The 26,418-nt window shown below is 63.4% G+C and carries 24 protein-coding genes; 2 read left to right on the forward strand and 22 right to left on the reverse strand.

Annotation, left to right across the window (positions count from 1 at the left end):
- Positions 1-114: 114 nt before the first annotated feature.
- From BUS12_RS26570 to BUS12_RS26595, 6 genes are all read right to left on the reverse strand, one after another.
- Positions 115-1,905, reverse strand: a complete 1,791-nt coding sequence (locus BUS12_RS26570) for an acyl-CoA dehydrogenase (RefSeq protein WP_074300380.1) — start codon at positions 1,903-1,905, stop codon at positions 115-117.
- A 101-nt stretch (positions 1,906-2,006) separates the two neighbouring features.
- On the reverse strand, positions 2,007-2,942 hold the full coding sequence (locus BUS12_RS26575) for an electron transfer flavoprotein subunit alpha/FixB family protein (protein ID WP_074300381.1): 936 nt from the start codon (positions 2,940-2,942) through the stop codon (positions 2,007-2,009).
- A gap of 23 nt (positions 2,943-2,965) precedes the next feature.
- Positions 2,966-3,715, reverse strand: a complete 750-nt coding sequence (locus tag BUS12_RS26580; RefSeq protein WP_074300382.1) for an electron transfer flavoprotein subunit beta/FixA family protein — start codon at positions 3,713-3,715, stop codon at positions 2,966-2,968.
- A 292-nt stretch (positions 3,716-4,007) separates the two neighbouring features.
- The gene (locus BUS12_RS26585; RefSeq protein WP_074300383.1) at positions 4,008-4,808 is read right to left on the reverse strand and encodes a MetQ/NlpA family ABC transporter substrate-binding protein; all 801 of its coding nucleotides are present in this window, start codon (positions 4,806-4,808) and stop codon (positions 4,008-4,010) included.
- An 84-nt stretch (positions 4,809-4,892) separates the two neighbouring features.
- Positions 4,893-5,546, reverse strand: a complete 654-nt coding sequence (locus tag BUS12_RS26590) for a methionine ABC transporter permease (RefSeq protein ID WP_074300384.1) — start codon at positions 5,544-5,546, stop codon at positions 4,893-4,895.
- Positions 5,536-6,570 carry a methionine ABC transporter ATP-binding protein gene (locus tag BUS12_RS26595; RefSeq protein WP_074300385.1) on the reverse strand — a complete coding sequence of 345 codons (1,035 nt, stop codon included), beginning with the start codon at positions 6,568-6,570 and terminating at the stop codon, positions 5,536-5,538. The genes BUS12_RS26590 and BUS12_RS26595 overlap by 11 nt, the downstream gene beginning before the upstream one ends.
- A gap of 238 nt (positions 6,571-6,808) precedes the next feature.
- Between BUS12_RS26595 and BUS12_RS26600 the strand changes: the two genes are divergently transcribed.
- Positions 6,809-7,720: an alpha/beta hydrolase gene (locus BUS12_RS26600; protein WP_074300386.1), complete on the forward strand. Its 912-nt coding sequence runs from the start codon at positions 6,809-6,811 to the stop codon at positions 7,718-7,720.
- Between the two features lie 33 nt (positions 7,721-7,753).
- Here BUS12_RS26600 and BUS12_RS26605 read toward each other — a convergent pair whose 3' ends face one another.
- Positions 7,754-8,677: a histone deacetylase family protein gene (locus BUS12_RS26605; protein ID WP_074301722.1), complete on the reverse strand. Its 924-nt coding sequence runs from the start codon at positions 8,675-8,677 to the stop codon at positions 7,754-7,756.
- A gap of 215 nt (positions 8,678-8,892) precedes the next feature.
- On the opposite strand from BUS12_RS26605, the gene mltB reads away from it, so the two are divergent.
- Positions 8,893-10,233, forward strand: coding sequence for a lytic murein transglycosylase B (gene mltB / locus BUS12_RS26610; RefSeq protein ID WP_074300387.1), 1,341 nt, complete (start codon positions 8,893-8,895; stop codon positions 10,231-10,233).
- Between the two features lie 156 nt (positions 10,234-10,389).
- Here mltB and cysM read toward each other — a convergent pair whose 3' ends face one another.
- The 15 genes from cysM to serC all read right to left on the reverse strand — a co-directional run bounded on the left by cysM (position 10,390) and on the right by serC (position 26,247).
- Complete coding sequence (gene cysM, locus BUS12_RS26615; RefSeq protein WP_074300388.1) at positions 10,390-11,292, reverse strand: cysteine synthase CysM; 903 nt, start codon at positions 11,290-11,292, stop codon at positions 10,390-10,392.
- Between the two features lie 287 nt (positions 11,293-11,579).
- Entirely contained in the window at positions 11,580-11,963 is a 384-nt protein-coding gene (locus BUS12_RS26620) for a ComEA family DNA-binding protein (protein ID WP_074300389.1), read from the reverse strand.
- A 76-nt stretch (positions 11,964-12,039) separates the two neighbouring features.
- The gene (gene rfaD, locus BUS12_RS26625; RefSeq protein ID WP_074301723.1) at positions 12,040-13,032 is read right to left on the reverse strand and encodes an ADP-glyceromanno-heptose 6-epimerase; all 993 of its coding nucleotides are present in this window, start codon (positions 13,030-13,032) and stop codon (positions 12,040-12,042) included.
- Between the two features lie 77 nt (positions 13,033-13,109).
- Positions 13,110-14,114, reverse strand: a complete 1,005-nt coding sequence (gene rfaE1, locus BUS12_RS26630) for a D-glycero-beta-D-manno-heptose-7-phosphate kinase (RefSeq protein ID WP_074300390.1) — start codon at positions 14,112-14,114, stop codon at positions 13,110-13,112.
- Positions 14,080-15,483 carry a UDP-glucose dehydrogenase family protein gene (locus BUS12_RS26635; protein ID WP_074300391.1) on the reverse strand — a complete coding sequence of 468 codons (1,404 nt, stop codon included), beginning with the start codon at positions 15,481-15,483 and terminating at the stop codon, positions 14,080-14,082. The genes rfaE1 and BUS12_RS26635 overlap by 35 nt, the downstream gene beginning before the upstream one ends.
- A gap of 134 nt (positions 15,484-15,617) precedes the next feature.
- On the reverse strand, positions 15,618-16,793 hold the full coding sequence (lapB, locus tag BUS12_RS26640) for a lipopolysaccharide assembly protein LapB (protein ID WP_074300392.1): 1,176 nt from the start codon (positions 16,791-16,793) through the stop codon (positions 15,618-15,620).
- 61 nt (positions 16,794-16,854) lie between these two features.
- The gene (locus tag BUS12_RS26645) at positions 16,855-17,148 is read right to left on the reverse strand and encodes a LapA family protein (RefSeq protein ID WP_074300393.1); all 294 of its coding nucleotides are present in this window, start codon (positions 17,146-17,148) and stop codon (positions 16,855-16,857) included.
- A gap of 371 nt (positions 17,149-17,519) precedes the next feature.
- Positions 17,520-17,846, reverse strand: coding sequence for an integration host factor subunit beta (locus BUS12_RS26650; protein ID WP_074300394.1), 327 nt, complete (start codon positions 17,844-17,846; stop codon positions 17,520-17,522).
- A gap of 32 nt (positions 17,847-17,878) precedes the next feature.
- On the reverse strand, positions 17,879-19,612 hold the full coding sequence (gene rpsA, locus BUS12_RS26655) for a 30S ribosomal protein S1 (protein WP_028200080.1): 1,734 nt from the start codon (positions 19,610-19,612) through the stop codon (positions 17,879-17,881).
- Between the two features lie 169 nt (positions 19,613-19,781).
- A complete protein-coding gene (gene cmk, locus BUS12_RS26660; protein WP_074300395.1) occupies positions 19,782-20,468 on the reverse strand; it encodes a (d)CMP kinase in 687 nt (228 codons plus the stop codon).
- Between the two features lie 35 nt (positions 20,469-20,503).
- Entirely contained in the window at positions 20,504-21,808 is a 1,305-nt protein-coding gene (gene aroA / locus BUS12_RS26665) for a 3-phosphoshikimate 1-carboxyvinyltransferase (RefSeq protein ID WP_074300396.1), read from the reverse strand.
- A 19-nt stretch (positions 21,809-21,827) separates the two neighbouring features.
- A complete protein-coding gene (locus tag BUS12_RS26670; RefSeq protein ID WP_074300397.1) occupies positions 21,828-22,769 on the reverse strand; it encodes a prephenate dehydrogenase in 942 nt (313 codons plus the stop codon).
- Positions 22,770-22,849: 80 nt separating this feature from the next.
- Positions 22,850-23,962, reverse strand: coding sequence for a histidinol-phosphate transaminase (gene hisC / locus BUS12_RS26675; RefSeq protein ID WP_074300398.1), 1,113 nt, complete (start codon positions 23,960-23,962; stop codon positions 22,850-22,852).
- Between the two features lie 66 nt (positions 23,963-24,028).
- Positions 24,029-25,111 carry a prephenate dehydratase gene (gene pheA, locus BUS12_RS26680; RefSeq protein WP_074300399.1) on the reverse strand — a complete coding sequence of 361 codons (1,083 nt, stop codon included), beginning with the start codon at positions 25,109-25,111 and terminating at the stop codon, positions 24,029-24,031.
- Positions 25,112-25,164: 53 nt separating this feature from the next.
- Complete coding sequence (gene serC / locus BUS12_RS26685) at positions 25,165-26,247, reverse strand: 3-phosphoserine/phosphohydroxythreonine transaminase (RefSeq protein ID WP_074300400.1); 1,083 nt, start codon at positions 26,245-26,247, stop codon at positions 25,165-25,167.
- Between the last annotated feature and the right edge of the window lie 171 nt (positions 26,248-26,418).

Below are 26,418 nucleotides of genomic sequence, written 5' to 3' on the forward strand. Positions count from 1 at the left end.
GGAGCTCTGACGTCATCCGGTTAGACGAAAAAACGGCACCTTTGCAGGTGCCGTTTTATTTTGCGCGATCAAATTCGATCGACCACGCAGCGACTCACTGACGAATGCGCAAAATCAGAACTGATCTTCCGACAACGCCAGCACCCCTTCATCGCCCTTCGCGCTGACAATCGACGCTTCCAGCGCCGACGCTTGCGGCAGCACATGCTCGGCATAGAACTGCGCCGTGGCAATCTTCGCGCCGTAGAACGACGGATCTTCCGCGCGCTTCTCGTCGGCCACCAGCAACGCACGCGCCATCTGCCAGCCGCCGAGCACGATGCCCGCCAGCTTCAGATACGGCACGCTGCCGGCAAACACCGCATTCGGATCACGCTTCGTATTCGCGACCACGAACTCCACCGCCGCGCCTAACGCACGCTGCCCCTGCGCGAGTTGCTGCTGCATTGACCTGAACGCCGCCCCTTGCCGCGAGCCGAGCGCCTCGACCGTCTGCGCGATACCGGCCAGCAGCGACTTCGCGACCGCGCCGCCGTCGCGCAAGGTCTTGCGTCCGATCAGGTCGTTCGCCTGGATCGCGGTGGTGCCCTCGTAGATGGGCAGAATGCGCGCGTCGCGGTAATACTGGGCCGCGCCCGTTTCTTCGATGAAGCCCATGCCGCCATGCACCTGCACGCCGAGACTCGTGACGTCGATCGACAGCTCCGTGCTCCAGCCCTTCACGATCGGCACGAGGAATTCGTAGATCGCCTGGTGTTCAGCGCGCTTCGTCTCATCAGGATGACGATGCGCGATATCGCAATGCGCTGCGGCCACATAGGCAAGCGAGCGCGAACCCTCGGTCAAGGCACGCATCGTCGCAAGCATGCGGCGCACGTCCGGGTGATGGATGATCGAGACCGATTGTTTGGCAGAACCATCCACCGGACGGCTTTGCACGCGGTCTTTCGCATACGCAACGGCCTTCTGATAAGCCCGGTCCGACACGCCGACACCCTGCATGCCCACCGCAAAGCGGGCAGCGTTCATCATGATGAACATGTACTCGAGACCGCGGTTCTCGTCGCCGATCAGATGACCGATCGCACCGCCGTGATCGCCGAATTGCAGCACCGCGGTCGGGCTCGCCTTGATGCCGAGCTTGTGTTCGATCGACACGCAATGCACGTCGTTACGCTCGCCGAGCGAACCGTCTTCGTTGACGAGGACCTTCGGCACGATAAAGAGCGAGATGCCCTTCACGCCTTCGGGCGCACCCGGCGTGCGTGCCAGCACGAGATGGGCGATGTTCTTCGCCATGTCGTGCTCGCCCCACGTGATGAAAATCTTGGTGCCGAACAGCTTGAACGAGCCGTCGCCCTGCGGCTCGGCGCGCGTGCGCACGAGCGCCAGATCCGAACCGGCCTGCGGCTCGGTCAGGTTCATCGTGCCGGTCCATTCGCCCGAAATCAGCTTCGGCACGTAGCGTTGCTTCTGCTCGTCGCTGCCGGCCGTGAGCAACGCTTCGATGGCGCCGTCCGTCAACAGCGGGCACAGTGCAAAGGAAAGATTCGACGCATTCAGCATCTCGATACAGGCTGTTGCGATCAGCTTCGGCAGCCCCTGGCCTTCGTAGTCCAAAGGATGCTGCACGCCTTGCCAGCCGCCCTCGGAGAATTGCCGGAACGCGTCGGCGAAGCCGGGCGTCGCCGTGACCTTGCCATCTTTCCAGCTGCTCGGATTGCGATCGCCTTCAACATTCAACGGCGCCAACACCTCGCCGCACAGCTTGGCCGATTCTTCGAGAACGGCCTGCGCGGTGTCGAGGTTGGCGTCCTCGAAACCCGGCAGCGTCGCGATGTCTTCGAGTGCTGCCAGTTCTTTCATCACGAACAACATGTCCTTGACGGGCGCCGTATAGCTCATTTCAGTTCTCCTCCTGCCTGCGATATAAAAAGGGACGCCGGACTATGGGTCCCTGCGTCCCTTTGTGTGCTGCCAGACGCCTTTTTGCGGCGTGGCTGGCTTTAGCCCAGCTCGCTCACCAGTTCCGGCACCACCGTGAACAGATCGCCCACCAGACCGTAATCGGCGACGCTGAAAATCGGCGCTTCCGGGTCCTTGTTGATCGCCACGATGACCTTCGAGTCCTTCATGCCGGCCAGATGCTGGATCGCACCCGAGATGCCCACCGCGACGTACAGTTGCGGCGCGACGATCTTGCCGGTCTGGCCCACCTGGTAGTCGTTCGGCACGAAGCCTGCGTCGACTGCGGCGCGTGAAGCACCGAGGGCCGCGCCGAGCTTGTCCGCCAGCGGCTCGAGCACCTTGGTGTAATTCTCGCCGCTGCCCAGACCCCGACCACCGGAAACGATGATCGACGCCGAGGTCAGTTCCGGACGGTCCAGCTTCGTCACTTCACGGCTAACGAACTGCGACAGGCCGCTGTCGGCTGCGGCGGCGATCTTCTCGACCGCTGCGCTGCCGCCTTCTGCCGCCACCGGGTCGAAGCCGGTGGTACGCACCGTGATGACCTTGATCGGGTCGCCCGATTGCACCGTCGCGATCGCGTTGCCTGCGTAGATCGGGCGCTCGAACGTGTCGGCGCTATCCACGGCGGTGATATCGCTGATCTGCGCGACATCGAGCTTCGCGGCGATACGCGGGGCGATGTTCTTGCCGTAAGCGGTAGCCGGCGCCAGGATATGCGAGTAGTCCTTCGCAATGTTCAACACCGTGGCTTCGACGTTTTCCGCGAGGCCCGCTTCGAGTTGCGGCGCATCGGCCAGCAACACCTTGGCGACGCCTGCAACCTTCGCTGCCGCATCCGCCGCGCCTTGCGCGTTGTGACCCGCGATCAGCACGTGGACGTCGCCGCCAATCTTCGCGGCTGCCGCAACCGTATTGAGCGTCGCCGCTTTCAGCGACGCGTTGTCGTGTTCCGCAATTACCAGAATCGTCATTTCGTCCGTCTCCTGCGTTGTCCTTAGAGCACCTTGGCTTCGGTCTTCAGCTTCTCGACCAGCGTCTTCACGTCAGCAACCTTCACACCGGCGCTGCGCTTGGGCGGCTCGACGACCTTCAGCGTTTTCAGACGCGGCGTCACATCAACGCCGAGGTCTTCCGGCTTGAGCGTTTCCAGCGGCTTTTTCTTGGCCTTCATGATGTTCGGCAGCGTCACATAGCGCGGCTCGTTCAGGCGCAGATCGGTGGTGATCACGGCCGGCAGCGTCAGCGCCAGCGTTTCCGCCCCGCCGTCCACTTCGCGCGACACCGTTGCCTTGCCGTCGGCCACGACCACCTTCGAGGCGAACGTCGCTTGCGGCAGATTCGCCAGCGCAGCCAGCATCTGACCGGTCTGGTTCGAATCGTCGTCGATGGCCTGCTTGCCGAGAATCACCAGCGAAGGCTGTTCCTTGTCGACCAGCGCCTTGAGCAGCTTGGCCACGGCCAGCGGCTGCAGGTCTTCGTTCGACTCGATCAGGATCGCGCGGTCCGCGCCGATCGCCAGCGCCGTACGCAGCGTTTCCTGCGCCTGCGCGACACCCGCCGACACGGCGATCACTTCCGTCGCCACACCCGCTTCCCGCAGACGCACCGCTTCTTCCACGGCGATCTCGTCGAACGGATTCATCGACATCTTTACATTCGCAATGTCGACACCCGTGCCGTCCGACTTCACCCGGACTTTCACGTTGTAATCGACCACTCTCTTGACTGGCACCAGGATTTTCATGCACACGCTCCAAAGTTACGAATACGTCAACCCAACGGACATTATAACGACTGCCCCTTTGCGGCAGCCGTGTCGCAGGCTGGTTTACCTCGAGGATAGCGCTCCTCAGCGGCGTGACGGCAATAACGAACGATCGTTCTATTTTAATCCCGAAAAAACCCGGGCGACAACCCCGGGTCCCGACTTACGACTCTAATTCATCATTTGCCATCCATGACGGATGCGATGACTCAATCATCGTGCAGCGCGCCACCTTCTTGCATCACCCGTTTGGGTGGCTAGCTCAGATTGCTCACCACGCGGCAATCACCGCACCGCCGTATTTCGTGTCGATGTACTGCTTCACTTCCGGCGAGTGATACGCCGCGATCAGCTTCGCCACCCACGGCTTGTTACGGTCCGCTTCGCGGATCGCGATGATGTTCACGTACGGGCCTTTCGGATCTTCGATCGCGATCGCGTCCTGTTTCGGCTTGAGGCCCGCCTGCATCGCATAGTTGGTGTTGATCGCGGCAGCATCCACGTCGCCGAGCGAGCGCGGAATCTGTGCGGCGTCGAGTTCGACGATCTTCAGCTTCTTCGGGTTGTCGACGATGTCGAGCGGCGTGGCCTTCAGGCCAGCGTCGGCGCGCAGCTTCAGCAAGCCTTCCTTCTGCAGCAGCAACAAGGCGCGGCCGCCGTTGGTCGGATCGTTCGGCACGGCGATCTTCGCGCTAGGCTGCAGTTCGGCGAGCGACTTGATCTTCTTCGAGTAAATGCCCATCGGGAAGGTCACCGTGTCCGCGACCCTGATCAGCTTGTAGCCGCGATCCTTCACCTGCGCCTCGAGGTAGGGGTCGTGCTGATAGCTGTTGGCATCCAGATCGCCACTGGCGAGCGCCGCGTTCGGCTGCACGTAGTCCGCAAATTCGACGATCTTGATGTTCAGACCGTTCTTCGCGGCGACACCCTTCACGACTTCCATCAGTTCCGCGTGCGGACCGCCGGTGACGCCGACCTTGATGGTGTCGTCGGCATAAGCCGCTGTGTTTGCGGCGAAGAGCGCTGCGGCGCCGAGAGCAGCCGCTACCTGCAGAATGAAACGACGTTGCATGACTGACCTTCTCCAATTCTCATCAAACGGGTTCCGATAACCCTTGTTCTAGTTGCGACGCCCTGTCTGCCGCTGAAGGGCGTCTTACTTGTGGCTCAGGCGACGCACGAGCCAATCCCCAAACGACTGCACCAGTTGCACGAACACGATCAGGATCGCCACGACCGTCCACATCACGTCCGGCTCGTAGCGTTGATAGCCATAGCGGATGCCCAGGTCGCCGAGGCCGCCGCCGCCGATCGCGCCGGCCATCGCCGAATAGCCGACCAGCGAGACGAACGTGATCGTCAGCCCCGCGACCACACCGGGCCACGATTCAGGCAACAGCACCTTGAAGACGATCTGGCTGGTGGTTGCGCCCATGGCCTGGGCGGCTTCGATCAGGCCGCGGTCCACTTCGCGCAGCGCCGTTTCCACGAGACGAGCGATGAACGGTGCAGCGGAGATCGTCAGCGGCACGATTGCCGCAGCGGTCCCAATGGAAGACCCGACCACCAGCCGCGTAAACGGAATCACCGCGACCAGCAGAATGATGAACGGTGTCGAACGCACCGCGTTGATCACGATCCCCATCGAGCGATTGAGGCCGACGTTCTGCAGGACGCCCTGACGGTCCGTCAGATACAGCAACACACCGAGCGGCAAACCGACCAGCGCGCCCACGAGGCCCGAGATGCCCACCATGATGAGCGTCTCCCAGAACGACTGGACGAACATATCGAGCATTTCACTCAACATAGGACATCTCCTCCACCACCACACCTTGTTCGCGCAGATACGCCAACGCCTGCGCCACATTCACCGGTTCGCCGCCCGCGAGCACCGCGAGCGAGCCGAACGCCTGCCCCTGGATCTCGTCGATCTGGCCGTGCAGGATGTTGAAGTCGAGTTCGAAGCGGCGAATCGTTTCCGAGAGGATCGGTTGATCGACGCCCGTGCCGGTGAACGCGAGGCGCAGCAGATGACCGCTGCCGGTCTTCAGACGTTCGGCGACACGCGCCTTTAGTGCAGGCGGCAACTCCTGCGCAATCACATCGCCGATCAGCGCGCGCGTGACTTCGTGATGCGGCTGCAGGAACACGTCGATGACCTTGCCGTGTTCGACGACCCGGCCCGCATCCAGCACCGCGACGCGGTCGCAGACCTGCTTGATCACGTCCATCTGGTGCGTGATCAATACGATGGTCAGGCCGAGTTCGCGATTGATGCGCTTGAGCAGATCCAGAATCGAGCGGGTAGTTTCCGGGTCGAGCGCCGAAGTGGCCTCGTCGGACAGCAAGACCTTGGGCTTGCTCGCCAGCGCCCGGGCAATCCCCACGCGCTGCTTCTGACCACCGCTGATCTGTGCCGGATAACGGTCTTTCTGCGCCGTGAGGCCCACCAGTTCGAGCAGCGGCAACACGTTGGCTTCGATCTCGGCGCGCTTCAGGCCGGCCAGTTCGAGCGGCAGCGCGACGTTCTCGTACACGGTGCGCGACGACAGCAGGTTGAAATGCTGGAAGATCATGCCGATCTCGCGCCGCGCCTCGCGCAATTGCGCGGCGGAGAGCGTGGTGAGATCGCGGCCGTTGACGACGATGTTGCCTTCGGTCGGACGTGTCAGCAGGTTGATGGTGCGCACGAGCGTGCTCTTGCCGGCGCCGCTGCGACCGATGATGCCGAACACCTCGCCCGCCGGAATCGACAGGTTGACGTTGTGCAGCGCCTCGACCCAGCCCCGCGGTCCGGCAAAACGCTGGGAGATATTGCGAATTTCGATCATGAAAAAACGAAACGGCGGGACTGCCGGCGAGCGTGGATGCGCTCCCGACAAGCGGCCGCCGTTACTTTTATAGGGATTTGGTCCGCGATTCTACCGCAGCGTCGACATTCCCTTTAATAATCAATTCCGATTTTTTCATAACCCAAAGGAATTAGAGGCACATCCCGCACGCAGCGCTCGCGCGTGTCGCATGCGTACGACTATGATCGGGCGGGTCAAAACTACAACGATGGCGGACATGGAGACTACCCAGCACAACAACGCTCGTCCTGACTCAGCGACCGCGGCGGTCGCCCCACAGCGGGGCGGGGGCGCGGCGCGCCCGGTCGTAACGACACGGGACGGCGTCGAGCTGCCGCTGTACCGGTGGCCCGTCGCCGGTACCCGGCGCGCGACGGTGGCGCTACTGCACGGCCTCGCGGAACATGCCGGCCGCTACGCGGCGCTCGCCGAGCGGCTGAACGCAGCAGGCATCGAACTGCTCGCCATCGATCTGCGCGGCCACGGGCAAGCACCCGGCAAGCGCGCCCGGATCGATCGCTTCGATGACTATCTGCTCGACGCCGAGGGCTTGTTAGGCGTCGCGGCACGCGAAGGCGACCCCTTGTTCCTGATGGGCCACAGCATGGGCGGCGCGATTGCCGCGCTGTACGCGATCGAACGTCTGCCGGCAAGCGGCCACCGGCTGGCGGGGCTGATCCTGTCGAGTCCCGCGCTCGCGCCGGGCCGCGACGTACCGCGCTGGATGTTGACGATGAGCCAGATCATCAGCCGCGTCTGGCCAGGCTTTCCCGCCATGAAGATCGACGCGGCGCTGCTGTCGCGCAACGCGGCGATCGTCGAGGCGAACCGCAACGATCCGCTGGTGCATCACGGGGCGATTCCGGCTCGCACCGGCGCGGAGATCTTGCTGGCGATGGCGCGCATCGAGCGCGGCCGTGCCGGTCTGCAGGTGCCCTTGCTGGTGTATCACGGCACCGCCGACAAGCTCACCGAACCCGACGGCAGCCGCGCGTTCGGCCAGCATGCCGGTTCGCCGGACAAGACGCTGACGCTTCACGAAGCGAGTTACCACGAAACGATGAACGACCTCGATCGCGAGCGGGTGATCGGCGAGTTGCTGGCGTGGATCGAGGCGCGGTGCGGTTGAAGTTGCGCACGCCGCGCCGCGTGCCGGGGACGCTCAGATTCCCGCGAGCGCCCGCACGTGGGCGACCACGCTGCGCCCCAACGCCGACAGGTTGTATCCGCCCTCGAGGCAACTGACGATCCGCCCCTGCGCATAGCGGTTGGCGATCTCGCGCACCTGATCGGTCAGCCACGCGTAATCGTCTTCGACGAGCCCCATGTTGCCGAGATCGTCCTCGCGATGTGCGTCGAACCCCGCCGAGACGAAGATCATCTCCGGCTTGAAGGCGTGCAGGCGCGGCAGCCACATCATATCCACCGCCTCGCGCACTTCCATGCCCTTGGAGCGTGCCGGCATCGGCAGGTTGACCATATTGGGCGCCTGGTTGTCGGCGCCGCTGAACGGATAGAACGGGTGCTGGAAGATGCTGCACATCAACACCCGCGAGTCGCCGGAAAAAGCGGCTTCGGTGCCATTGCCGTGATGGACGTCGAAATCGATAATCGCGACTCGCTCCAGCCCATGCACTTCCAGTGCGTGGCGCGCGGCAATCGCGACGTTGTTGAAAAAGCAGAAGCCCATCGCGCGAGCCGGCTCCGCATGGTGACCGGGCGGCCGCACGCTGCAAAACGCGTTGTCGTAACGGCCTTCGATCACCGCGTCGGTGGCGGCCACCGCAGCGCCGGCGGCGCGCAAGGCGGCCTGCCAGGTATGCGGATTCATCGAGGTGTCCGGGTCGATCTCCGCGTAGCCTTCTTCAGGCGACCGGCTGCGGATGTAATCGACGTGCGCCTGGGTATGCACGCGCAGCAGCGCGGCCTCGTCGGCAAGCGGCGGCGACTCGCGCTCGATGAGCGCGTCGATGCGGCTGGCGATCAGTTGATCTTCAATTGCCTGCAGGCGCGCCGGACATTCGGGATGCCATTCGCCCATCTCGTGAAGCAGGCAGTCTGGGTGGGAATAAAAGGCTGTTGCCATGATTCTCTTCTGCGTCGCTTCGCGCAAGCGCGCGCGGCGTGTCTCCGTCCAAAGGCGCGCACACGCGGCGCGCCCAACCCCATCAAGTTACCACACCCTTTGCCGGAGACGCCCTGCGGCAACGGTTCTGCACAGTTCCGCAATGGGCCTCGGGTATACTGCCCCGTAACCTTCCGTCACCGTCTGTCTCCTTCGCACTGCTCTCCCAGTTCACTATGACCGTCAAGCTTGCTCCGTCCGCACGAAACCGGCTACGCACCCAGAAAGTAGCCACTGCACTATCCGTCGCATGGTGCGTGTTCGCGGCAGCCAGTCCGGCCGAGGCACAGACCAGCGCCCCGCAGCGGCCGCTGCTGGTGACGCAGTCTCAGCCGCAACAAGCGGTGCCGCAAGGCCAGACCTTCGAAGAAGAAATCATTCCGCAGCGCTACGCGAACAACCCTGACGTCGACGGTTTCATCAACGACATGGTGGCGCGCTACGACTTCGATCCCGCCACGCTGCATACGTTGTTCGCCGGTGTCAGTTACTCGACGACCGCGGTCAAGCTCGTCACACCGTCGACGGCGCCGTCGGTGAAGAACTGGCGCGTGTACCAGTCGCGCTTTCTCGACCCGGTCCGCATCAATGCGGGCGTGCGGTTCTGGCGTAACAACCAGGCCACGCTGCAACGCGCCTATGAGGAATTCGGCGTGCCGCCCGAGGTGATCGTCGGCATTCTCGGTGTGGAGACCATCTACGGGCGCTTCATGGGCAACTTCCGCGTGCTCGATGCACTGACCACGCTCGCCTTCGATTACCCGAACACGCCGAACCGCGCCGATCGCGAGCAGACCTTCCGCAAGAATCTCGAAGACTATCTGGTCTGGACCCGCGACTCGCAAATCGACCCTACCTCGGTACTCGGTTCGTACACGGGCGCAATCGGCATTCCGCAGTTTCTGCCGAGCAGCATCGTGCAGTATGCGATCTCGTATGACGGCAACAAGCAGATCGACTTGCGCACCAGCCAGGCCGATGCGATCGGCAGCGTCGCGAACTATCTGAAGCAGAACGGCTGGGAAAACGGCCGCCCGGTGATCTGGGACATCAGCCCGGATGCCGGCAGTCAGGGCATCGCCCAGGCCGCCGCCGATGGTCAGCCCGAGCCGCACTGGCCGCTCGAACAACTGCTGCGCGCCGGCCTGCTGCTGAACCAGCCGGGTCTGGACATGGCCGCGGAGGCCGGTACGCCGGTGACCATCGTCGACCTCCCCTCACCTGGACTGCCGACTGAATACAAGCTGGGGCTGAAGAATTTCTACGTCCTGACGCGCTATAACCGCAGCTTCTTTTACGCGCTATCGGTGTATCAGCTCGGCGAGAAGATCAAGGCGCAAATGGAGGCGTCCGGCGATCTGGACAGCAACGGCGCACCGGCCTCGATGGCGCCGCCTGCGGCACTGCCAGGTACAGCGCCTGCACCGATGGTCAGGCCTGCGCCTGCCGCTGTTCCGGGTACTGCGCCGCTGGGCCTGCCGGCTCCGATACCGGCCCCCGCTGAGGACGCGCAATAAGCGGCCGGCAAGCGCTTCGCTTCCTTCCGCTGGAATCGAAGCGGGAATTGCCTGAATGAAAAAGCGCCGGTCAGTTTGAACTGAGCGGCGCTTTTGTTTGGTGAAGCGTTTGGTGAGACGTCTGCGACGTATCAGGCCATCAAGGCCTGCCCTGACTCACGCCGGGAACACGCCCGTGGACAGATAGCGGTCGCCGCGATCGCACACCACGAACACGATGGTCGCATTCTCGACCTGCCGCGCGATCCGCAAAGCCACTTCGCACGCGCCCGCTGCCGAAATACCGCAGAAGATCCCTTCGACCGCCGCCATCTTGCGCGCCATCGCTTCGGAGGCCGCCTGGCTCACGTTCTCGACGCGATCGACCCGGCTGCGATCGAAGATCTTCGGCAGATACGCTTCGGGCCACTTGCGGATACCCGGAATACGTGAGCCCTCTTCCGGCTGCGCGCCGATAATTTCCACCGCCTGATTCTGTTCCTTCAGATACTGCGATACGCCCATGATCGTGCCGGTGGTGCCCATGGCCGACACGAAGTGCGTGATGCGTCCTTCGGTCTCCTGCCAGATTTCGGGGCCGGTGGTTTCGTAATGAGCGAGCGGGTTGTCCGGGTTCGCAAACTGGTCGAGGATGATGCCCTTGCCTTCGCGCTGCATCTGCTCGGCGAGATCGCGGGCGTATTCCATGCCGCCCGTCACCGGCGTCAGCACGATCTGCGCGCCGTAGGCAGCCATGCTCTGACGGCGCTCGACGGACAGGTCTTCCGGCATGATCAGCACCATCTTGTAGCCGCGAATGGCGGCCGCCATGGCGAGCGCGATGCCGGTATTGCCGCTGGTGGATTCGATCAGCGTATCGCCCGGCTTGATGCGGCCGCGCATTTCGGCCTTCTTGATCATCGACAACGCCGGGCGGTCTTTCACCGAACCCGCCGGGTTGTTGCCTTCGAGCTTGCCGAGGATCACGTTATTGCGGCTGCGGATCTCGTCGTCGGGCAGGCGGACGAGCTGTACGAGCGGCGTATTGCCGATCGTGTCTTCAATCGTTTTGTAAGCCATATCGGGGTGCGGTGCAGTCGCTGCGCGGAGTCTTCAATCCAACGATTCTAAACTACCGTGCGTCGGCCTGCCGTGCGGCCCTGTCAGCGGCATGGATGCAGCCGCGCACGGGCATGGCGATATAACGTTGAGATATAAGCCGGCGCGCAACGCAAAAAGCCCGCGGTCGAGCACCGCGGGAGCCAGTCATCTGAGTGACGGCTGAAGGAGTGTGCTGTGCCGACTCCAACCAGAAAGGACATTCACCTTGCGGCGGCGCGGGGGCAAGCACGCGCCGCCGCACGGGGCTATTTCTTCACCACCACGGCCGCGCCGCTCTTCTGCGTGCCGGCCGCATTCGCGGCAGCGGCCGTAGCAGTCGCGGCCTTGCCCTGCGCCGGCGCCGCAGCCTGTGCGCCAGCAGCAGCGCCAGCCGGACCGACAGCGAGACCCTCCGCCTGCAGGCGCTCGACGGTATGCCCGCCCATGCCCTTGACGCGCTTGCTGAGATCCGCCGTGTCCTTATACGGACCGTGCGCATCGCGCTCTTCAAGAATCGCTTTCGCTTTGGCCGGACCGATGCCCTTGATGCCACGCAGGGCGGCTTCGTTGGCCGTGTTGACGTCGACCGCCGCATAGGCGTGACCGAACGCGGCGAGCATTGCCGCGGTAACCATGATTTTTCGCAACATATGGAATCTCCCTCTACAACCTGCCGGTGACGACCACCGGCGAGGAGATTCCAGTTTAAAGAGGTCTACGAATGATTTATAGCTGGCCGAATAGCCAACGCACGTAGCGGTCGACACCTTCCTGCACGCTCAGGAACGGCGCGTCGTAGCCGGCGGCGCGCAGCTTCGTGAGGTCCGCTTGCGTGAAGCACTGATACTTGCCGCGCAGTGCGTCGGGAAACGGAATGTACTCGATCAGCCCACGTTGCACCTGCTCGGCGAGCGAAAGCGGAGCCTCGTTGTTCAGCGCGCGCAACGTATTGACGACGGTGCTCGCGATGTCGTTGAACGGCTGCGCGCGACCGCTGCCGAGATTGAAGATACCCGAGCGCTCCGGATGATCGAAGAAGTGCAGATTGACCTTCGTGACGTCTTCAACCGAAACGAAATCGCGCGTCTGCTCGCCGGCGGCATAACCGTTGTATTCGCCGAACAGCTTGACCTTGCCCTCGGCGCGGAACTGGTTGAAATTGTGGAACGCCACCGAGGCCATGCGGCCCTTGTGGGTCTCGCGCTGACCATACACGTTGAAGTAGCGAAAGCCCGCGATCTGGCTTTTCGCGGTGGGCAGCACGCGGCGGATCACCTGATCGAACAGGAACTTCGAATAGCCGTAGACGTTGAGCGGCTGCTCCACTTCACGCTCTTCGACGAAGCGGCTGGAGCCGCCGTACGTGGCCGCGGAAGACGCATAGAGGAACTGCGTGCCCTGGGCGAGACACGCGTCGAGTACCGCGCGGCTATAGCGGAAATTGTTGTCCATCATGTAGCGGCCGTCGGTTTCCATCGTGTCCGAACAGGCGCCTTCGTGGAACACCGCGCGCACCTTGCCGAAATCGCCGCGCGCAAAGCGTTCGACGAATTCGGTCTTGTCGAGATAGTCGTCAATTTCGCAATCGACGAGGTTCTTGAACTTGTCCGCGCGCGTGAGATTGTCGACCGCGATGATGCGTTGTTCACCGCGCTCGTTGAGCGCTTTCACGAGATTGCTGCCGATAAAGCCGGCCGCGCCGGTGACGATGAGAGTCATGGTCGTCCTGTCCCGAAATTGGGTTCGACTGACGCCCGCCGCCCGCGCCGCAAACGCGCGCGAGGCGGCGTGCGGCATTAGAGAAAGAGTTCGTCGTAGTCGACGGTAGCGGTGCCGAGCTTGCCGACCACGATGCCGGCCGCGCGATTCGCCAGCGCCACCGCATCGACAAGCGACAGGCCCGCGCCGAGCATCACGGCGAGCGTGGCGATCACGGTGTCGCCGGCACCCGAGACATCATACACTTCGCGTGCCACGGCCGAAGCGTGCAGGATGCCGTCGTCCGAGAAGAGCGTCATGCCTTCTTCCGAGCGCGTCAGCAGCAGCGCCTTGAATTCGAGTTCGGTGCGCAGCTTCGTCACGCGCGCAATCAGATCGTCTTCCGACTTCCATTGCCCGACCACCTCGCGCAACTCGGCGCGATTCGGCGTGATCAGGGTCGCGCCACGGTAGCGCTCCCAATCGTCGCCCTTCGGATCCACCAGCACCGGCTTGCCTGCCGCATGCGCCTTCGCGATCATTTTCGTGACGTGCGTCAGGCCGCCTTTGGCGTAATCGGACATCAGGATCACGTCGTGAGCGGGCAGCAACTCGTCAAAGCGTGCGAGGCTGGCGAGCAGCACTTCGTGCGTCGGAGTGTTCTCGAAATCGACCCGCAGCAACTGTTGCTGACGCGACAGCACGCGCAGCTTGATCGTGGTCAGCAAGGCCGGGTCGCGCTCCAGATGCGGCACCACACCGCTATCGTCGAGCAACTGGACGATGCGCTCGCCGGGCTCGTCGTGTCCGACCACGCAGAGCAGCCCCGCCTGCGCGCCGAGCGCGACCGCGTTGCGTGCGACGTTCGCCGCGCCGCCCAGCCGGTCTTCCTGCTTCTGCACGTGCACCACAGGCACCGGCGCTTCCGGCGAAATACGGTTGACGTCGCCGAACCAGTAACGGTCGAGCATCACATCGCCGACCACCAGCACCCGGGCTCCGGCGAGCCGCTCACGCGGCACGGCGACGGCCCCGGGAGCGGACACGGCGGTTTCGTTGAGGGTGGTCTCAGGCATCGGCTGGGAGTTCGGTGGGTTGGGCATAGGGACGTCCAATCGAGTGGTAATCGATACCCAGTTCGGTCATCGCTTCCGGTTCGTAGAGGTTGCGGCCGTCGAAGATCAGCGGCGTCTTCAGCACCGATTTCAGATGCACGAAGTCCGGGCTCTTGAACTCCTTCCATTCGGTGACGATCACCAGCGCGTCGGCGCCGACGAGAGTCTCGTTCTGGGTACTCGTGAAGTGCAGACGCGACAGGTGTTCGGGCGCATCGTGCAGGTCGATCGCGAAAACGCGGCGCGCTTCGGTGATGGCGACCGGATCGTACGCCCGCACGTTGGCGCCGCGCGCCAGCAGCTCGGCGATGATGCGCCGGCTCGGCGCTTCGCGCATATCGTCGGTGTTCGGCTTGAACGCGAGGCCCCATACGGCGAAGGTGCGGCCGCTCAGATCCTCGCCGAGCTTGCCGGTAACCTTGCGCACAAGCACTTCCTTCTGCTCGTGATTCACCGCTTCGACCGCTTCGAGAATGCGCAGGTTGTGGCCGCTCTCGCTGGCGGTGCGCACGAGGGCCTGCACATCCTTCGGGAAGCACGATCCGCCATAGCCGCAGCCGGCGTACAGGAAGTGATAGCCGATGCGCGGGTCGGAGCCGATCCCGCGGCGTACCGCTTCGATATCCGCCCCGACGCGATCCGCGAGGTTCGCCATCTCGTTCATGAACGAGATGCGCGTGGCGAGCATGGCGTTCGCCGCATACTTGGTGAATTCCGCCGAGCGCACGTCCATGTAGAGCGTGCGTTCGTGATTGCGGTTAAACGGCGCGTACAGACGCTTCATCAGCTCGCGCGCACGCATGCCGGCGTCGTCTTCGTCATGGCCGAGCACGATGCGGTCGGGGCGCATGAAGTCGTCGACCGCCGCGCCTTCTTTCAGGAACTCCGGGTTCGAGACGACCGAGAAGCGATGCTGCTCGCTCTCGCCGAGACCGCGCTTCGTCAGCTCTTCTTCCACGACAGCGCGCACGCGTTGCGCGGTGCCGACCGGGACCGTCGACTTGTCGACGATCACCTTGAAGCCGTTCATCGTGCGGCCGATATTGCGCGCCGCTTCGAGAACGTATTGCAGATCGGCCGAGCCGTCTTCATCGGGCGGCGTGCCGACCGCGATGAACTGGACCTCGCCGTGCGCCACGCTCGCTTCGACATCCGTCGAAAACGTGATGCGCCGCGCGGCCCGGGTGCGGGCGATGATTTCCTGCAACCCAGGTTCGTGAATCGGGACGCCGCCATTGTTCAGAATCTCGATCTTGCGCGGATCGACATCCAGACAGAAAACGTCGTGGCCGATTTCGGCAAGGCACGCGCCAGTGACAAGGCCGACATAGCCCGTGCCGATAATGGTGATTTTCATACGCGTTCCGCTAATGGGTTCCGGTGAGGATTTCCGGTATTGAATCCGGCGCTGACTGCCGTACACGAACAGCCCATGCATGCTGCAACGGCCGGCACACTCCGGCGTGGCGTTGCGCGGTCATGACGCGCCGCTCAGCTTGACGCTGCGATCGGCTCGACGCGCCGCGGTGCATAGGTTTCCCACCCACTGCAACCCGGACACTGCCAATAGAAAAGACGTGCCCGGAAACCGCAATTCTGGCACGTATATCGTGGCAGATTTTTGGTGCGCTGCTTGATCAGCGTACGCATCAGTTCCAGTTCGCTGCGGCGCGGCTCCTCCGCGCTCGCCTGCTGCGCTTCGAGCAGCCGCGTCATGCCGGCGAGGTTCGGCGATTTCTGCATCTGCGAGCGTGCGAGCGCGTGCGCCGCATCCTGCCCGCGCAGGGCCGCGACGTGCTGGTAGGCCACGTCCAGCAGATCGTTCGAAGGATAGCGGTCGACCCAGCTCGTCAGCAGATCCGCCCCGTCCTCCGGGCGCCCGAGCGCTTCATACGCTTTCATCAGCTTTTCGGCCACCAGCGGCAGATACGAAGAGTTTTGCTCCTCGACTTTCAGCCAATGCGCGATTGCAGCCTCCGGCGCGCCGCCCACCATGTCCACATCGCCGAACAGGATGGTCGCGCGCACGCTTTGCGAGTTGGCCTTCAACGCCAGATGCAACTGGTGGCGAGCCTCATCGGGCTTCTTTTGCTGGAGTGCTTCCTGCGCCAGTTCACAGTGGAACTGGGCGATTTCCTTGTCCAGCGACTCGGCGCCCATTGTTTCGAGGTGACGCGCGGTGTCGATCGACTTGTGCCAGTCCTTCTCGATCTCATAGATGGTGAGCAGCGCGCGCTGGGCGCCCAATGCATGCTCACCGGCCTCGAGCGAGCGGAAGGTCTCTTCCGCGCGGTCCAGCAGGCCCGCCTTCAGGAAGTCCTGCCCCAGCTCATAGGCCGCATGATCGCGCTCCTTGACCGGCAGGTCGGCACGGCTCAGCAGGTTCTGATGCACGCGAATCGCGCGGTCCGTCTCGCCGCGGCGGCGGAACAGATTGCCCAGCGCGAAATGCAGCTCGATGGTTTCCGGGTCGAGCTTGACGACCTCGATGAACGCATCGATAGCCTGGTCCGGTTGCTCATTGAGCAGGAAATTGAGGCCGCGGAAATACGAACGCGGCAGGTTGGCGCTCTCGGACAGCAGCGTCTTGAGGTCGTAGCGCGCGGCCATCCAGCCGAACGCGAAAGCGACGGGAATGACCAGCAGCCACCAGAAGTCTAGATCCATGCGATTGATCGGGAGTACAGAAACGAAAGCCGCGTGCCTCGGGCACACGGCATGGGAAAACCTAGATCAGCGGCGGCAGCGGCGGTTGCTCGACCACCACCGGGGCCTCGCGCGCCACGCGCAGCTCACGCTTCAGGCGGCCGTTTTCGAGCCGCAGCCGAAACAGCGCCGGCACCGCCGACACCAGCCCGGCCAGCAAACCGACCACAAAGAACGCGAGGCCGATGAGGATCAGCGGGGCGGACCATGCGTAGCCGGCCAGGAAATTCAGCGTAGCGGTTTGCGTGTTGGAGAGTGCGAGCACCAGCAGCAGCACGAACACCAGAACGCGGATCAGCCAGACGATAAATTTCATGAATAAGGTCTCTTGACGGCAGTTGCGGGTATGACGCCGGCTTGATGACGCGCGTCGCGCCATGGTGTCGCCCGCGCCGAAGTGACCCGTATTGTAATGGAAGGCCCAGCGAGTGGGCAGGAACAAGGCGTCTGGATGCGCTTACGTGGGGTTTACCGCCCGGTTTGCCTGGCGTCTCGCGCCGCGCGGATCTTCCACGCGGCAAAAAGGCAGTCGCCGGGTAACCTGAGCGTGTCCGGCGTGCTCCCCCGGCGAAGCGCCGGAGCGTAGACGAAAAAAAAGCGCCCGAAGGCGCTTTTTCTGGTCTTTTGCCGTCTGGCTTTGGCCGCTGACGCTACCAATGCCACGCTGCGAACCGCACAGCGGAACATTTACAGGTCGTCGTCATCCGGCTCTTCAGCCTTCAGCGGCTCGCCCGAACGTCGATCTACCCGCTCGCGCAATTCCTTGCCGGGCTTGAAGTGCGGTACGTACTTCTCGGGTACCAGCACCTTCTCGCCCGACTTCGGATTGCGTCCGACACGGGAGGGACGACGATTGAGGCCGAAGCTGCCGAAGCCACGAATTTCGATGCGATGGCCGTTGGCAAGCGCCTCCGACATCGCATCAAGCATCGTCTTCACCGCGAAATCCGCATCTTTAAGTACAAGCTGCGGAAATCGCGTAGCCAGCTGGGCGACCAATTCCGATTTGGTCATACTGCAGCAGACCTCTCAAGAAAACTCAAGGCTTACTGGTTCTGGCCGTCGAGCTTGGCCTTCAACAGCGCGCCGAGGTTCGTCGTGCCGGTGGCAGCCGAGCTGGAATCCGACGAAGCCAGGCCGCGAATCGCTTCCTGTTGCTCAGCCGAGTCCTTAGCCTTGACGGACAGGTTGATACCACGCGACTTGCGATCGATGTTGATGATCATCGCGTTGACCTTGTCGCCTTCCTTCAGCACGTTGCGAGCATCTTCCACGCGGTCTTGTGCGATTTCCGAAGCGCGCAGGTAGCCTTCGACTTCTGCCGACAGCTGAACCACAGCACCCTTCGCGTCTACCGTCTTGACCACGCCGTCGACGATCGAACCCTTGTCGTTCATTGCAACGAAGTTGCTGAACGGGTCGCCTTCGAGCTGCTTGATACCCAGCGAAATGCGTTCCTTCTCGACGTCGATGCCGAGAACGATCGCTTCCACTTCGTCGCCCTTCTTGTACTTGCGAACCGCTTCTTCGCCCGTTTCGCTCCACGACAGGTCCGACAGGTGAACCAGACCGTCGATGCCGCCAGGCAGACCGATGAAGACGCCGAAGTCGGTGATCGACTTGATTGCGCCTTGCAGCTTGTCGCCCTTCTTGAAGTTGCGGCTGAAGTCGTCCCATGGGTTCGGCTTGCATTGCTTCATGCCGAGGCTGATACGGCGGCGGTCTTCGTCGATTTCGAGAACCATGACTTCGACTTCGTCGCCCAGCTGCACAACCTTCGACGGTGCAACGTTCTTGTTCGTCCAGTCCATTTCCGACACGTGAACCAGGCCTTCGATGCCCGATTCGACTTCGACGAATGCGCCGTAGTCGGTGATGTTGGTGACCTTACCGAACAGGCGCGTGCCCGACGGGTAACGGCGGGAAATGCCTTCCCACGGATCGTCGCCCAGTTGCTTGATACCCAGCGAAACGCGGTTCTTCTCTTGATCGAACTTGAGGATCTTCGCGGTGACTTCCTGGCCAACCGACAGCACTTCGCTCGGGTGACGCACACGACGCCATGCGATGTCGGTGATGTGCAGCAGGCCGTCGATACCGCCGAGGTCCACGAATGCGCCGTAGTCCGTGATGTTCTTCACCACGCCTTCCACGATCGCGCCTTCCTTCAGCGTTTCGAGCAGCTTTGCGCGCTCTTCGCCTTGCGTGGCTTCGATCACGGCACGGCGCGACAGCACGACGTTGTTACGCTTGCGGTCGAGCTTGATGACGCGGAATTCCAGCGTCTTGCCTTCGTACGGGGTCGTGTCCTTGACCGGACGCGTGTCAACCAGCGAACCCGGCAGGAACGCGCGGATGCCGTTGACCATGACGGTCATGCCGCCCTTGACCTTGCCCGTGATCGTGCCGGTCACGAGTTCGTTGTTGTCGAGGGCCTTTTCCAGCGACAGCCACGAAGCCAGGCGCTTCGCCTTGTCGCGCGACAGGATGGTGTCGCCATAGCCGTTTTCCAGCGCGTCGATCGCGACGGAAACGAAGTCGCCCGCCTGCACTTCTACCTCGCCCGCGTCGTTCAGGAACTCTTCGAGCGGGATGTAGGCTTCGGACTTGAGACCAGCGTTGACGACCACGAAGTTGTGGTCAACGCGCACGACTTCGGCGGAGATCACTTCGCCGGCGCGCATGTCTTGCTTGGTCAGCGACTCTTCGAACAGAGCCGCAAAAGATTCGGTATTCGGGTTGGAAGTTTGCAGGTCGGACATAAAAATCAAAATTTGCATGGTTCTCGCGTGCCCGGCTGGCCGGACGGTCAGCAATTTCGGCGAGGTGCGAATCCCACGCGGGGTTAAAGGGTTAATACACGCTCCACGACGATCGCGGAGCACCTACACGACAACAGACTGCTTTCACTGCTTGCTACTTGATACGGTTGATGCCCGAGCCGCATTTTCATGTGGCCGGAAGAAGCGCCTGGTACCACTGCACGACCTGATCGACCGCCTGGTCGACCGACAATGCGGAGGTATCGAGCAGCTTCGCATCCGCTGCAGGCTTGAGCGGCGCGGCCGCGCGCTGACTGTCGCGCTCGTCGCGTTCACGCAAATCCCGGAGCAAGTCATCTATATTAGCAGAAAAACCTTTTTGGATCAATTGCTTATGTCGCCGGGCGGCACGGGCCTCGGCGCTGGCCGTCAGAAACACCTTGAGGGCCGCGTCCTGGAAGATCACTGTGCCCATGTCGCGGCCGTCTGCGACCAGTCCCGGCTCCTTGCGGAAAGCCCGCTGACGGGCCACCAGCGCGGCTCGCACGGGAGCGTGGACGGCGATGGCGGAGGCCCGTTTGCCGATTTCTTCGGCGCGAATCTCGCTCGATACATCCACGCCGTCGAGCTGGGCAAGCCCCTCGCGGAAGGTGATATGGAGGTCGTCGATCAGCTTCGCAAGGGACTCGGCGTCGTCCGCCGCAATGCTGTAACGGACGCTCGCCAGCGCGGCGAGCCGGTACAGTGCGCCGCTATCGAGCAGGTGGAAGCCGAGATTGGCGGCGACCAGCGCGGCCACGGTGCCTTTGCCGGAGGCGGTCGGGCCGTCGATCGTAATGACGGGCGTCTGGTGAAAGGGACGGGTCGGTTTCATCGAAAAAGTCGCACGTCAGGTCGGTTCAGGTCGAATCAGGGTTGGGCCAGCGCCATGAAGCGCTCGAAATAGTCCGGGAAGGTTTTGCCGACGCATTTCGGATCGTTGATCCGCACCGGCACCCCGCCGAGACTCACCAGCGAAAAGCACATCGCCATGCGGTGGTCGTCGTAGGTGTCGATCGCGGCGTTCGGCGTCAGTTTCTCGGGCGGCGTCACAGCAATGTAGTCCTCGCCCTCGGTGACCTTGGCGCCGACCTTGCGCAACTCGGTCGCCATGGCCGCCAGCCGGTCGGTTTCCTTGACGCGCCAGCTGGCGATGTTGCGCAGCGTGGTCGTGCCGTCGGCGAACAGCGCGGCAACGGCAATCGTCATCGCCGCATCCGGAATCAGGTTGCAATCCATGTCGATCGGTTCCAGCTTGCCATGATCGTGGCCAATGCCGCGCACTTCAATCCAGTCTTCGCCCATCGTCACGTTCGCCCCCATCCGGATCAGCGCGTCGGCAAAACCGACGTCGCCCTGGATGCTGGCCCGTCCGACCCCTTCCACCCGCAGCGGACCGCCGCCGAGCACACCGGCGGCAAGGAAATACGAAGCGGTCGACGCATCGCCCTCCACCATGATCCTGCCCGGCGACTGGTAGCGCTGGCCGGCCGGCACGGTGAACTGGTGCCAGCCGTGGCGTTCGACCTTGATGCCGAAGCGCTCCATCAGCTTGATCGTGATCTCGATATAAGGCTTCGAAATCAGCTCGCCGTCCACCTGAACGATCGTCACGCCGCTGTCCGTGCGCAACAGCGGCAGCGTCATCAGCAGGGCGGTCAGGAACTGGCTCGACACGTCGCCGCGCACGCGGATCGGCGCTTCGACGGCGATCTTGGCCGGACGAATCCGCAGCGGCGGAAAGCCGTCGTTTTCCTCGTAGTCGATCTTCGCCCCGATCTGCCGCAGACCGTCGACCAGGTCGCCGATCGGCCGCTCATGCATGCGCGGCACGCCGTGCACACGGTAGTCGCCACCGTTGACCGCAAGCGCTGCCGTCAACGGCCGCACAGCCGTGCCGGCGTTGCCGAGGAACAGGTCCGCGGTCCTTGCCGTGAACGCGCCGCGTGTGCCGGATACGACGCACTCGTCGCCCTCGCGCTTCAGCTTGACGCCGAGCTTTTCGAGCGCGTCGAGCATCACGCGCGTGTCGTCGGAGTCGAGCAGATTGGTGATGGTGGTTTCGCCCTCAGCCAGTGCCGCGAGCAGCAGGACGCGGTTCGAAATGCTCTTCGAGCCAGGCAGGCGAATCGTGCCGGACGCACGGGAAAACGGTCCGAGATCGAGGTATTCCATGATTGTGTCCAGTTTCCGGTTATTTCTCGGGGTCAGCGGCGGCGCTGACGTTGGCGCGCTGCTCCTGCCATTCGGTACGCGCGACGCGGGAGCGGGCGAACACCGCCTCGAGCGCGGCGCCGTCCGCGGCCTCGACGGCCGCGCGCAGGCGCGCGAGCACTGCCGTGTAGGCGTCCAGTTCATCGAGCAGCGCAGCACGGTTGGCGACGCAGATGTCCCGCCACATTTCCGGACTCGACGCGGCAATCCGCGTGAAATCGCGGAAACCGCCCGCGGCGAAAGAAAACTTCAGCGCCGCGTCAGGCGAGTTCAGGATCTGCTCGACCAGCGCAAACGAGAGCAAATGCGGCAAATGGCTCACCGACGCCAGCACGCGGTCATGCTGCTCCGGCGTCATCTCGTGCACCGTCGCGCCGGTGGCGCGCCACATCGCGGCGACGCGCTCCACCACGTCAGGCGGATTGTCGGGCAACGCGCACAACACGACGTTGCGGCCTTCGTAGAGATCGGGCAGCGCGGCATCCGCGCCGCTCGATTCGCGCCCGGCAATCGGATGCCCCGGCACGAATTGCCCGACCCGCTCGCCGAGCGCGGCACGCGCCGCGGCGACCACGTCGGACTTGGTGCTGCCCGCGTCGGTGACGATGGTGGAGGCTTCGAGAAACGGCGCGATCCGCTCGAGCAGCGGCTGGGTCTGCGCAACCGGCGCCGCCAGCAACACATAATCCGCGCCGGCGAGCGCGGCCTGCAGCGCCGCGTCGTCGCTCAACGCCACCGCGGCGTCGACCACCCCCAGTTCGAGCGCGCGCGCGATCGACGCGGGCGTGCGCCCTACCCCGATCACGGCGCGCGCACCGGCCACGTCGCCGCGCTCGCGCAATCCGCGCGCCAGCGAACCGCCGATCAGGCCGACACCTAAAATCACCAGCTTGTTAAAAGAAAACCCGGCCACGTCGATCACAGGAAAAAGCGCGCCATCGCGTGAAAAACGCTGGCGCGCGGGTCAAAATCTCACGCTCGGTTCGAGCGCGCTTGCACCACTCAGGCAGACGCGAGCGTCTTTTCGAGCGCGGCGATAAATGCTTCGTTTTCTGCCGGCAGGCCGATCGTAATGCGCAGCCATTGCGGCAGACCGTAGTTGCCCACCGGACGCACGATCACGCCCTGCTTGAGCAACGCGAGATTGACGCGATTGCCGGCGCCGTCGTCCTGGCCGACACGCACGAGGACGAAGTTGCCGAACGACGGCACATACTCGAGGCCGAGCCGGTCGAACGCTTCCGTCAAAAGACGATAGCCCTGCGCATTGAGTGCCGCGGTCTTTTCCAGGAAAGCCTTGTCGTTCAGGGCAGCGATCGCAGCAGCCTGGGCCAGCGTATTGACGTTGAACGGCTGGCGCAGGCGATTCAGCAGATCGGTCAGCTCCGGCTGGGCAATCGCGAAGCCGACGCGCAAACCGGCGAGGCCAAACGCCTTCGAAAACGTGCGCGACACGAGCAGGTTCGGATAGCGGCGCACCCATGCGATCGAGTCGTAGCGCTTTTCCGGCGCCAGATATTCCGTGTACGCCTCGTCCAGCACCACCACGACGTTGCGCGGCACCTTGTCGAGAAATGCCTCGAGCGCCGGGCCCTCGATGAAGGTGCCAGTGGGGTTGTTCGGATTGGCGACGAACACGAGACGGGTGTCGTGGGTGATGGCCGCGAGCATCGCGTCGAGGTCGTGGCCGTGCTTGACCGCCGGCACGACGATGGCGCGCGCGCCCAGCCCCTGGGTTGCCAGCGCATACACCGCAAACGAATACTCGGCGTAGACGATCGACTGGCCCTTTTCGACAAACGCATGCGCCGCGATTTCGAGAATGTCGTTGCTGCCGTTGCCGAGCGTGACCCAGTCGGCCGGGACGTCATAGCGCGCGCTCAACGCCGCCTTCAGTTCGAATGCGTTGGCGTCCGGATAGCGGCCCAGTTCGCTCGCAGCCTGCGCCAGGGCGCGCTGCGCCGACTCCGGCATGCCCAGCGGATTCTCGTTCGACGCAAGTTTCACAATGCTCGCCTCGTCGAGGCCAAACTCGCGGGCCACTTCCGAAATCGGCTTACCGGCGATATAAGGCGCAATCGCGCGCACATAGGAAGGACCGAAAGGCGTTGTCATGAATATCTCCGGTTCGACTAATTGAAGTAATGAATGAGGTTCGACGAAAAGGGCCAGGCAGGCGGATCAGCGCGCCCGCGGGTACGAGCCGAGGATCTTCAGGAATTCGGCCTTCTGACCGAGCTCGGCGAGCGCCGCCGCGACGGACGCATCGTCCCGGTGTCCTTCGACGTCGATGTAGAAGTAGTACTCCCACGTCCCGACACGGGCCGGACGCGACTCGAAACGCGTCATCGACACGCCATGCCGAGCCAGCGGCTCGAGCAGCTTGAACATCGCGCCCGGCTCATTCGCCACCGAGACGATCAACGAGGTCAGATCGCTGCCGCTCACACCGGTCGGCTCCTTGCCGATCATCACGAAACGCGTGCGGTTGTGCGGGTCGTCCTGGATCAGCGCGTGCGCGACTTGCAGGCCGTAGTGGATCGCTGCGCGATCGCCGGCGATCGCTGCCACGGTTGGATCGGCCGCGGCGATTCGCGCGCCTTCGGCATTGCTCGCCACCGCCTGCCGCTCCAGATGCGGCGCGTTCGACGCGAGCCAGCCCTGGCATTGCGCAAGCGCCTGCGGATGCGCGCAAACGCGCGTCACGCCACTCAGGTCGCCGTTGAGCGTCAGCAGATTGTGGTGGATCGGCAAAGCAAGTTCGCCACCGATCAGCAACTGCGTTTGCAGCAGCAGGTCCAGCGTGCGCGAGACCGCGCCTTCGGTCGAGTTCTCGATGGGCACCACGCCGAATTCGGCGGCACCCGCTTCGACCGAACGGAAGACTTCATCGATGGACGGACACGGCAGGCCTTCGATCGACTGACCGAAGTACTCGTGCATCGCCTGTTCGCTATAGGTGCCCGCCGGGCCGAGATACGCGGCCTTGATGGTCTTTTCGAGCGCGCGGCTGGCGGCCATGATTTCGCGCCAGATCGCACTGATGTGCTCGCTGGCGAGCGGCCCGTCGCTCATGTCCTGCAGACGCGCGATCACCTGCTGCTCGCGCTCCGGCCGGAACACCGGCGCGTTGAAATGCTTCTTGACTTCGCCAACCTCGAGCGCAACCGCGGCCCGCTGGTTCAGCAGCGCGATGAGTTGTGCATCGAGCGCGTCAATACGCTCGCGCAGCGGTTTAAGTCGTGTATTAAGTTCGTCGTCCATGCGTGAAACGGCTCTGCCGGGAAACTGCGGGAAGGGATGCCCGCGCCTGAGGCTCAGGCGCTGCGCTGTTCGAATTCCTTCATGTACTCGACGAGCGCTTTAACGCCTTCGAGCGGCACCGCGTTGTAAATCGACGCCCGCATGCCGCCGACGGACTTGTGGCCCTTCAGCTGCACCAGCCCGCGCGCTTTCGCACCGGCCAGGAAATCTTCGTTGCGCGCTTCGTCGGCGAGGAAGAACGGTACGTTCATCCGCGAGCGCGAAGTGCGTTCAATCTTGTTCAGGTAGAAGCTGCTTGCATCGATGGTGTCGTAGAGGAGCTTCGACTTCTCGATGTTGCGCGCTTCCATGGCGGTCAGGCCGCCCTGCTTCTTCAGCCACTTGAACACGAGCCCGGCGATGTAGATCGCGTACGTGGGCGGCGTGTTGTACATCGAATTGTTGGCGGCGACGGTTTTCCACTCGAACGCGGACGGGCACACGCTCATCGCGCGGTCCAGCATGTCCTCGCGCACGATCACCACGGTGACGCCGGCCATGCCGATGTTCTTCTGGGCACCGCCGTACAGTACGCCATATTTGGCGATATCCATGGGACGCGAGAGGATATGCGACGACGCGTCGGCCACCAGCGGAACGTCGCCGAGGTCGGGAATTTCGAAGGTTTCGACGCCGTGGATCGTCTCGTTCGTGCACAGATGCACGTAGGCAGGATCGTCGGACAATTGCCACTCGGCGCGCGCCGGGGCGCGTGTAAAGCCGTCGGCAGTTTCACCGCTCGCGGCCAGATGCACGCTGCCGTACTTTTGCGCTTCCTTAAACGATTTCTGCGACCAGGAACCCGTCACCACGAAATCGGCGCGCGGCTTCGAACCGAACAGGTTCAGCGGCACGATGGCGTTCTCGCCCAGACCGCCGCCCTGCAAAAACAGAATGCGATGGCTGGCTGGCACGTCGAGCAGGTCGCGCAGATCGGTCAGCGCTTCCTCGTGAATCGACATGAACTCTTTGCCGCGATGGCTCATTTCCATCACGCTCATGCCGCTGCCGTGCCAGTCGAGCATCTCGTCGGCGGCGAGGCGCAGCACTTCTTCGGGCATGGCCGCAGGTCCGGCCGAGAAATTAAAGACGCGCATCGTGAAACCCCTGAAGCGGGCGCGCAACGAATCACCGTTGCGAATTCGCGCCCGAAAAGAAAATGGCCGTCTGCGCGTGTGCGCAAACGGCCATTATCGCATTGACACCGCTACCCCGCCAAACCCGGGCGCCGCGAGGCGCCTGTGGCCGGCCGGTTAGCCCGGCATCAG

It is taken from the genome of Paraburkholderia phenazinium (genome assembly GCF_900142845.1).
Classification (GTDB): domain Bacteria; phylum Pseudomonadota; class Gammaproteobacteria; order Burkholderiales; family Burkholderiaceae; genus Paraburkholderia; species Paraburkholderia phenazinium_A.

Coding starts and splice junctions, on each gene's coding strand:
- BUS12_RS26590 (WP_074300384.1), bottom strand. CDS start 5,546: ATGTTGAGTGAAATGCTCGATATGTTCGTCCAGTCGTTCTGGGAGACG.
- BUS12_RS26645 (WP_074300393.1), bottom strand. CDS start 17,148: ATGAAATTTATCGTCTGGCTGATCCGCGTTCTGGTGTTCGTGCTGCTG.
- BUS12_RS26620 (WP_074300389.1), bottom strand. CDS start 11,963: ATGTTGCGAAAAATCATGGTTACCGCGGCAATGCTCGCCGCGTTCGGT.
- BUS12_RS26570 (WP_074300380.1), bottom strand. CDS start 1,905: ATGAGCTATACGGCGCCCGTCAAGGACATGTTGTTCGTGATGAAAGAA.
- BUS12_RS26605 (WP_074301722.1), bottom strand. CDS start 8,677: ATGGCAACAGCCTTTTATTCCCACCCAGACTGCCTGCTTCACGAGATG.
- rpsA (WP_028200080.1), bottom strand. CDS start 19,612: ATGCAAATTTTGATTTTTATGTCCGACCTGCAAACTTCCAACCCGAAT.
- lapB (WP_074300392.1), bottom strand. CDS start 16,793: ATGGATCTAGACTTCTGGTGGCTGCTGGTCATTCCCGTCGCTTTCGCG.
- rfaD (WP_074301723.1), bottom strand. CDS start 13,032: ATGACTCTCATCGTCACCGGCGCGGCCGGCTTTATCGGCAGCAATCTC.
- mltB (WP_074300387.1), top strand. CDS start 8,893: ATGACCGTCAAGCTTGCTCCGTCCGCACGAAACCGGCTACGCACCCAG.
- aroA (WP_074300396.1), bottom strand. CDS start 21,808: ATGGAATACCTCGATCTCGGACCGTTTTCCCGTGCGTCCGGCACGATT.
- hisC (WP_074300398.1), bottom strand. CDS start 23,962: ATGACAACGCCTTTCGGTCCTTCCTATGTGCGCGCGATTGCGCCTTAT.
- pheA (WP_074300399.1), bottom strand. CDS start 25,111: ATGGACGACGAACTTAATACACGACTTAAACCGCTGCGCGAGCGTATT.
- BUS12_RS26585 (WP_074300383.1), bottom strand. CDS start 4,808: ATGCAACGTCGTTTCATTCTGCAGGTAGCGGCTGCTCTCGGCGCCGCA.
- serC (WP_074300400.1), bottom strand. CDS start 26,247: ATGCGCGTCTTTAATTTCTCGGCCGGACCTGCGGCCATGCCCGAAGAA.
- rfaE1 (WP_074300390.1), bottom strand. CDS start 14,114: ATGCCCAACCCACCGAACTCCCAGCCGATGCCTGAGACCACCCTCAAC.
- BUS12_RS26635 (WP_074300391.1), bottom strand. CDS start 15,483: ATGAAAATCACCATTATCGGCACGGGCTATGTCGGCCTTGTCACTGGC.
- BUS12_RS26595 (WP_074300385.1), bottom strand. CDS start 6,570: ATGATCGAAATTCGCAATATCTCCCAGCGTTTTGCCGGACCGCGGGGC.
- BUS12_RS26650 (WP_074300394.1), bottom strand. CDS start 17,846: ATGACCAAATCGGAATTGGTCGCCCAGCTGGCTACGCGATTTCCGCAG.
- BUS12_RS26580 (WP_074300382.1), bottom strand. CDS start 3,715: ATGAAAATCCTGGTGCCAGTCAAGAGAGTGGTCGATTACAACGTGAAA.
- BUS12_RS26600 (WP_074300386.1), top strand. CDS start 6,809: ATGGAGACTACCCAGCACAACAACGCTCGTCCTGACTCAGCGACCGCG.
- BUS12_RS26575 (WP_074300381.1), bottom strand. CDS start 2,942: ATGACGATTCTGGTAATTGCGGAACACGACAACGCGTCGCTGAAAGCG.
- cysM (WP_074300388.1), bottom strand. CDS start 11,292: ATGGCTTACAAAACGATTGAAGACACGATCGGCAATACGCCGCTCGTA.
- cmk (WP_074300395.1), bottom strand. CDS start 20,468: ATGAAACCGACCCGTCCCTTTCACCAGACGCCCGTCATTACGATCGAC.